Origin of the sequence: Serratia sp. (in: enterobacteria) (genome assembly GCF_046715635.1) — a bacterium.
Classification (GTDB): Bacteria; Pseudomonadota; Gammaproteobacteria; order Enterobacterales; family Enterobacteriaceae; genus Chania.
On record NZ_JBKJYW010000146.1, the window covers coordinates 1 to 5,368 of the forward strand.

General features: G+C 52.8%; 5 protein-coding genes and 1 pseudogene. 5 read left to right on the forward strand and 1 reads right to left on the reverse strand.

What is annotated here, in order from left to right; genetic code table 11:
• A pseudogene (locus tag ACLQ7H_RS07070) lies at nt 1–304 on the reverse strand (DMSO reductase); the annotation flags it as partial.
• A gap of 217 nt (nt 305–521) precedes the next feature.
• Here ACLQ7H_RS07070 and ACLQ7H_RS07075 point away from each other — a divergent pair.
• The 5 genes from ACLQ7H_RS07075 to frlC all read left to right on the forward strand — a co-directional run.
• Nucleotides 522–1,214, forward strand: coding sequence for an IclR family transcriptional regulator (locus tag ACLQ7H_RS07075; protein WP_411752050.1), 693 nt, complete (start codon nt 522–524; stop codon nt 1,212–1,214).
• 101 nt (nt 1,215–1,315) lie between these two features.
• On the forward strand, nt 1,316–1,702 hold the full coding sequence (locus tag ACLQ7H_RS07080; RefSeq protein ID WP_024486415.1) for a helix-turn-helix domain-containing protein: 387 nt from the start codon (nt 1,316–1,318) through the stop codon (nt 1,700–1,702).
• Between the two features lie 441 nt (nt 1,703–2,143).
• Nucleotides 2,144–3,487 carry a fructoselysine/psicoselysine transporter FrlA gene (gene frlA / locus ACLQ7H_RS07085; protein ID WP_411752051.1) on the forward strand — a complete coding sequence of 448 codons (1,344 nt, stop codon included), beginning with the start codon at nt 2,144–2,146 and terminating at the stop codon, nt 3,485–3,487.
• 33 nt (nt 3,488–3,520) lie between these two features.
• Nucleotides 3,521–4,543: a fructoselysine 6-phosphate deglycase gene (frlB, locus tag ACLQ7H_RS07090; RefSeq protein ID WP_411752052.1), complete on the forward strand. Its 1,023-nt coding sequence runs from the start codon at nt 3,521–3,523 to the stop codon at nt 4,541–4,543.
• Nucleotides 4,544–4,622: 79 nt separating this feature from the next.
• Nucleotides 4,623–5,368, forward strand: a 746-nt coding sequence (gene frlC, locus ACLQ7H_RS07095; RefSeq protein ID WP_411752053.1) for a fructoselysine 3-epimerase, incomplete at its 3' end; no start/stop codon positions are given.

Genomic DNA, 5,368 nt, shown 5'->3' on the forward strand with positions numbered 1-5,368 from the left:
GATAAACCCATTTGGTACGGCTGATGCCCCGCAGGCAACATTTCACATTAAAGCCTTCCGTCGCTTCAATCTTCATCAGCTTTTTCTGATAGACGTAAGCGGTCAGGTTGCAGTGCAGGCACTCCATGGCACAGGTTGAGCGAAAGGTTTGATAATCCGTCAGTTTAAGATGGATACGGCGTAAGGGTTCTTGTTGACCCGTAGATAAAGAGAAGGCGCAGGGTGAGAGTGACGCCAGGCCAATAACGCCCAGCCCCTTTAACAATGTGCGCCGTTTGAGTCGGAGTGAAGCAATGTCATTCATAGTTTTATTCTCGGTAAGATCACTTCCAGGTGTTCACTATAAATAAACCTAGTTAACCAATAGTATATTGAAGCAGATCAATCCACCTCAAAATAGTGAGTCCTGGTGCGCTGAAAATTCGCTGGAACAGATGTCTGGTTCTGGTTAGCGGGGGCATTCACCGCCTTAAACTGGTAAAGTGAAAGGATTGAAGTAATAGCCAGTCAAGGTAAGCAGAATGTCGGAAGCTCAAGGCGTAAATTCGGTCGATATCGCCGTGTCGGTATTAGAAAGTGTCACCGCACTGGGGGGAAACGCCCGCGCTTCGGAGATCGCCAGACACAGTGGGCTTTCGAAAAGCCGGTTGCATAAGTATCTGGTTTCGCTGTGCCGTAGCCAGATGCTCTATCAGGAACAGGAGACCAGCCGCTACTCGCTTGGCAGCAAGCTGTTGGCGCTAGCTTCGGCGGCAGGCAAACAGCAGACGTTGGCGACAATCATCAATAATGCGCTCTGTGAGCTGCGCGATGAGTTGAACTACTCCACTGGCTGGGCGGTACGCCAAGGGAGTAACATCTTGCTGAGGCGCTACAATCGCAGCCATAAAAATATCGATATCGACTACCTCGAAAACACCCTCATCCCCATGAATGCCAGCGCGGCAGGCTACGCCTATCAAGCGTTTGATAACTCTATTACGCCGCTGCTCGAGGCTGAAGAGCTCGAAAAGATCCGTCAGCAGGGCTATGCGGTACGTTACAATGTTACCGAAGGCATCCCCGGCGCACGCGCGATCGCTTGCCCGATTTTCAGCCAGGATAACGTCCTGTTAGGGATGGCGATCACCATGGGGTTTATTCCAGACGACGCGGCGGAGATTGTCCGTCTGGCAGGCCGCCTGATGGCGAAGGTCAAAACGATCCCGCTTTAACCGGCACGAAGGTGACAACCTGGGGCCTGTAAGGTACGCTAAGTGAGCCTGCCGTATGCTCTGCGCTGCGGTTCAACGACAAAATCAATTGGGTAAAGTTATTGATACAAGAACATCACCTCGCACTAGTCTGCGCGCTCAGCAAATGGGTTGAAACCCATCTGGGACGAGTGATCCACCTTGAAGAGTTGGCCGAGTATTCCGGCTATTCACTGTGGCATATGCAGAAGCTGTTCAAAGAAGCGACGGGGATTTCGCTGGGCAAGTACATCCGCGAGCGCCGCCTTGCCGGAGCGGTGTACCAGTTACGCAGCAGCGAGGCTTCCATTTTCGATATCGCCTTGGATTTTGGTTTCGGTTCCCAATCACACTTCACCTACATGTTCAGAAAGCGTTTCAACATTACGCCCTATGACTTCCGCCAGGATCTGAGTGTCGATCTGCATATCGAACCTCCGCTACATATTATTCACCAGAAGATGGCGTGAACCGCAACGGTTGATTAATCACGCCAAGATAGCCATCAGAACGGGTAAAGCCTGCCTCCAGAGCCTTTGACTGCTGGCTGTCAGGCCGCCTGCTACCGGCCCCCACCCTCGTTGCGCCAGGCGCTGAAGCGCCTCAATTCCGTTCTGCCCTACCCTGAATGACACTTCTGCGATCCTTTTCGCTATTTGACTCCCCCCTTTTACAAAATTTGTGATCGCGATAAACAAAACAATACATCATATGTTGTTATATTGATTATGCGTTATCATAAAGCGATAAACCCAACGCAGAGACCTCACAAAAAAGAACTAACCCATTAATTTAATTTAATTAATGAGTGAGGATCCCTATACCTAAAAAACGCTGATGGGTACCGTCTTGAACATTTTACTGGGGGGCGACTCGGTAAAAACCTCGACCTACAACGAGAAGGTGACTGTATGGAAGTTAAAGAGTTACAACGCAAGCTGGGCTTCTGGGCCGTGCTGGCGATTGCGGTGGGGACCACGGTGGGATCGGGCATTTTTGTCTCGGTCGGAGAGGTTGCGAAAGCCGCGGGCAGCCCGATGCTGACCATCGCCGCTTTTATTATCGGCGGCCTGATCGTGATCCCACAGATGTGCGTCTATGCCGAACTTTCAACGGCTTATCCAGAAAACGGCGCAGATTACATCTATCTTAAGAAAGCCGGGAGCCGCCCCCTGGCCTTCCTCTCTGGCTGGACCAGCTTTTGGGCAAATGATGCGCCATCTCTGTCCATCATGGCATTAGCGATTGTCAGTAACCTGAACTTCATTTTCCCGGTAGATCCCTTGGTGGGCAAACTGATTGCCACGGCGCTGATCCTGGTGTTCATGCTGTTGCACCTGCGCTCCGTTGAAGGCGGTGCCAACTTCCAGATGCTGATCACCATTGCAAAAATCATCCCTTTCACACTGGTTATTGGCCTGGGGATCTTTTATATCCGCGGAGAAAACCTGGTCGCTACTGCAAGCAACGTCTCCCCAATCGGTATTGGTGCCGGCTTGATGGCCTTATTGGCCGGGATTTCGGCCACCAGTTGGTCATATACCGGCATGGCCTCGATCTGTTATATGACCGGTGAAATAAAAAACCCCGGGAAAACCATGCCCAAAGCCCTGATCGGCTCCTGCCTGCTGGTTCTGGTGCTCTACTCCCTGCTGGCGTTGGTGATCACCGGTCTGATGCCGTTCGACAAACTCGCCGCATCCGGCACGCCGATTTCTGACGCTCTGACCTACCTGCCAACGCTGGGGGGTATCGCCGGGATCTTCGTGGCGATCACCGCAGTGATCGTGATCCTTGGCTCGCTCTCAAGCTGCGTAATGTACCAACCGCGTCTTGAATACGCGATGGCCAAGGACCAGCTGTTTTTCAAATGCTTCGCACATATCCACCCCAAATACCAGACGCCGGACTACTCGATCATTCTGCAATGCGCCTTGGGGATTTTCTTTATCTATGTCTCAGACCTGACCAGCCTGCTCGGCTATTTCACGCTGGTGATGTGTTTCAAAAATACCCTCACCTTCGGTTCCATTATCTGGTGTCGCAAACGTGAAGACTATCACCCGCTGTGGCGCACCCCGGCATTTGGGTTGATGACCTTTGCCGCATTGGCATCCAGCTTGATTTTGGTGGCATCCACCTTTGTATGGGCGCCAATCCCCGGTCTGGTATGCGCACTGATCGTTATTGCCACCGGTTTACCTGCCTATGCCTTTTGGGAACGTCGCAATCGGCGCTTGGCGAATGAGTGTTAATCCTTCTGTAATGACCTGTCTGGAGAACGTTGTATGTTGAATATCGATAAAAGCACCGTGGATTTCCTGGTTACCGAGAATATGGTGCAGGAAGTTGAAAAAGTGATGCGGGTAGATGTGCCAAAGGTAAAAGCAATTGTTGACGAGATGCTCGCTCGCGGCATTGACCGGTTTTACTTCGTGGCCTGTGGCTCACCGCTAAACGCGGCGCAAACCGCCAAACATCTGGTAGATCGCTTCTCTTCTCTCCAGTGCTACGCCTATTCCGGTTGGGAGTTCTGTGACAATACGCCACACCGTCTCGATGAACGTTGCGCGGTAATTGGTGTGTCGGATTACGGCAAAACCGAAGAGGTGATCAAGGCGTTAGAGCTTGCAGGAAGCCGTGGGGCGCTGACCGCCGCCATCACCAAACGCAGCGACAGCCCCATTGCCAGCGTCGCCGAACACCTGGTGGCCTATGAAGCCGATTGTATCTGGGAGATCCACCTGCTGCTGTGCTACACCTTCGCGCTGGAAATGATCACCCGTTTGCAACCGCATCCCGAGATCGAAGCGTTAACTCACGACCTGGCGAAACTGCCGCAGGCGCTGGGTGAATTGGTCCGTAACTGGGAAGAGAAAGGCCGGGCATTGGGTGAAAAGGCCTCCGCTTGGCCGATGATCTATACCGTGGCAGCAGGCCCACTGCGTCCACTAGGCTATAAGGAAGGCATTGTGACGCTGATGGAATTCACCTGGACCCACGGCAGCGTGCTTGAAAGCGGCGAGTTCCGCCACGGACCGCTGGAGGTGGTTGAGCCTGGCGTACCTTTCCTGTTCCTGCTTGGCAACGACGAAAGCCGTCATACCACCCAACGCGCCATTAACTTCGTCAAGGCGCGTACCGATAACGTGATCGTGATTGATTACGCGGAAATCAGTCAAGGGCTACACCCTTGGATGGCGCCTTTCCTGATGTTTGTGCCGATGGAATGGCTTTGCTACTACCTCTCGATTTACAAAGACCACAACCCGGACGATCGCCGTTACTACGGTGGCCTGGTGGAATACTGATCCTGACGACGGGCGGTAACACACCGCCCGCTCTACCCTACCCCCTTTGATAACGATAACCACGCATAAAGGAGTCAACATGAAAACCGGTATGTTTACCTGTGGACACCAGCGTTTACCGCTGGAGCAAGCCTTCAAGGACGCCCATGAACTCGGTTACGACGGGATTGAGATCTGGGGAGGACGGCCACATGCCTTTGCTCCGGATCTCAAAGCGGGAGACATCCACCACCTGAAGGAACTGGCGCGGGTTTATCAACTGCCGATTATCGGCTATACCCCAGAAACCAATGGCTATCCGTATAACATGATGATCGGTAGTGAACGGATGCGGCGCGAAAGCCTGGATATGATGATGCTGGCGATGGATATGGCCAAAGAGATGAACGCGGGTTTTACGCTCATTTCGGCAGCTCATGCCGGTTACCTGGCCACTCCCGATCAAATCTGGCCACGTTTGCTCGATAACCTGCAACAGTTGGTTCAACATGCCGAGGATATCGATATGGAGTTGCTGTTAGAACCGCTCACACCTTATGAGTCCAACGTGGTTTGCAACGCTAATGATGTGCTGCGGGCGCTCGACGCCGTCCCCTCGCCGCACCTGAACAGCATGGTGGATATTTGCGCTCCCTTTGTGCAAGGTGAACCCATCATGAGTTATTTCGATAAGCTGGGCGATCGATTACGCCATGTGCATATCGTCGACAGCGACGGTGCCAGCGACAGCCATTATATCCCTGGCGAAGGTAAAATCCCGCTCGCAGCACTGATGCAGGATATTCAGCTGCGCGGCTATCAAGGCTATTGCACCATTGAACTGGT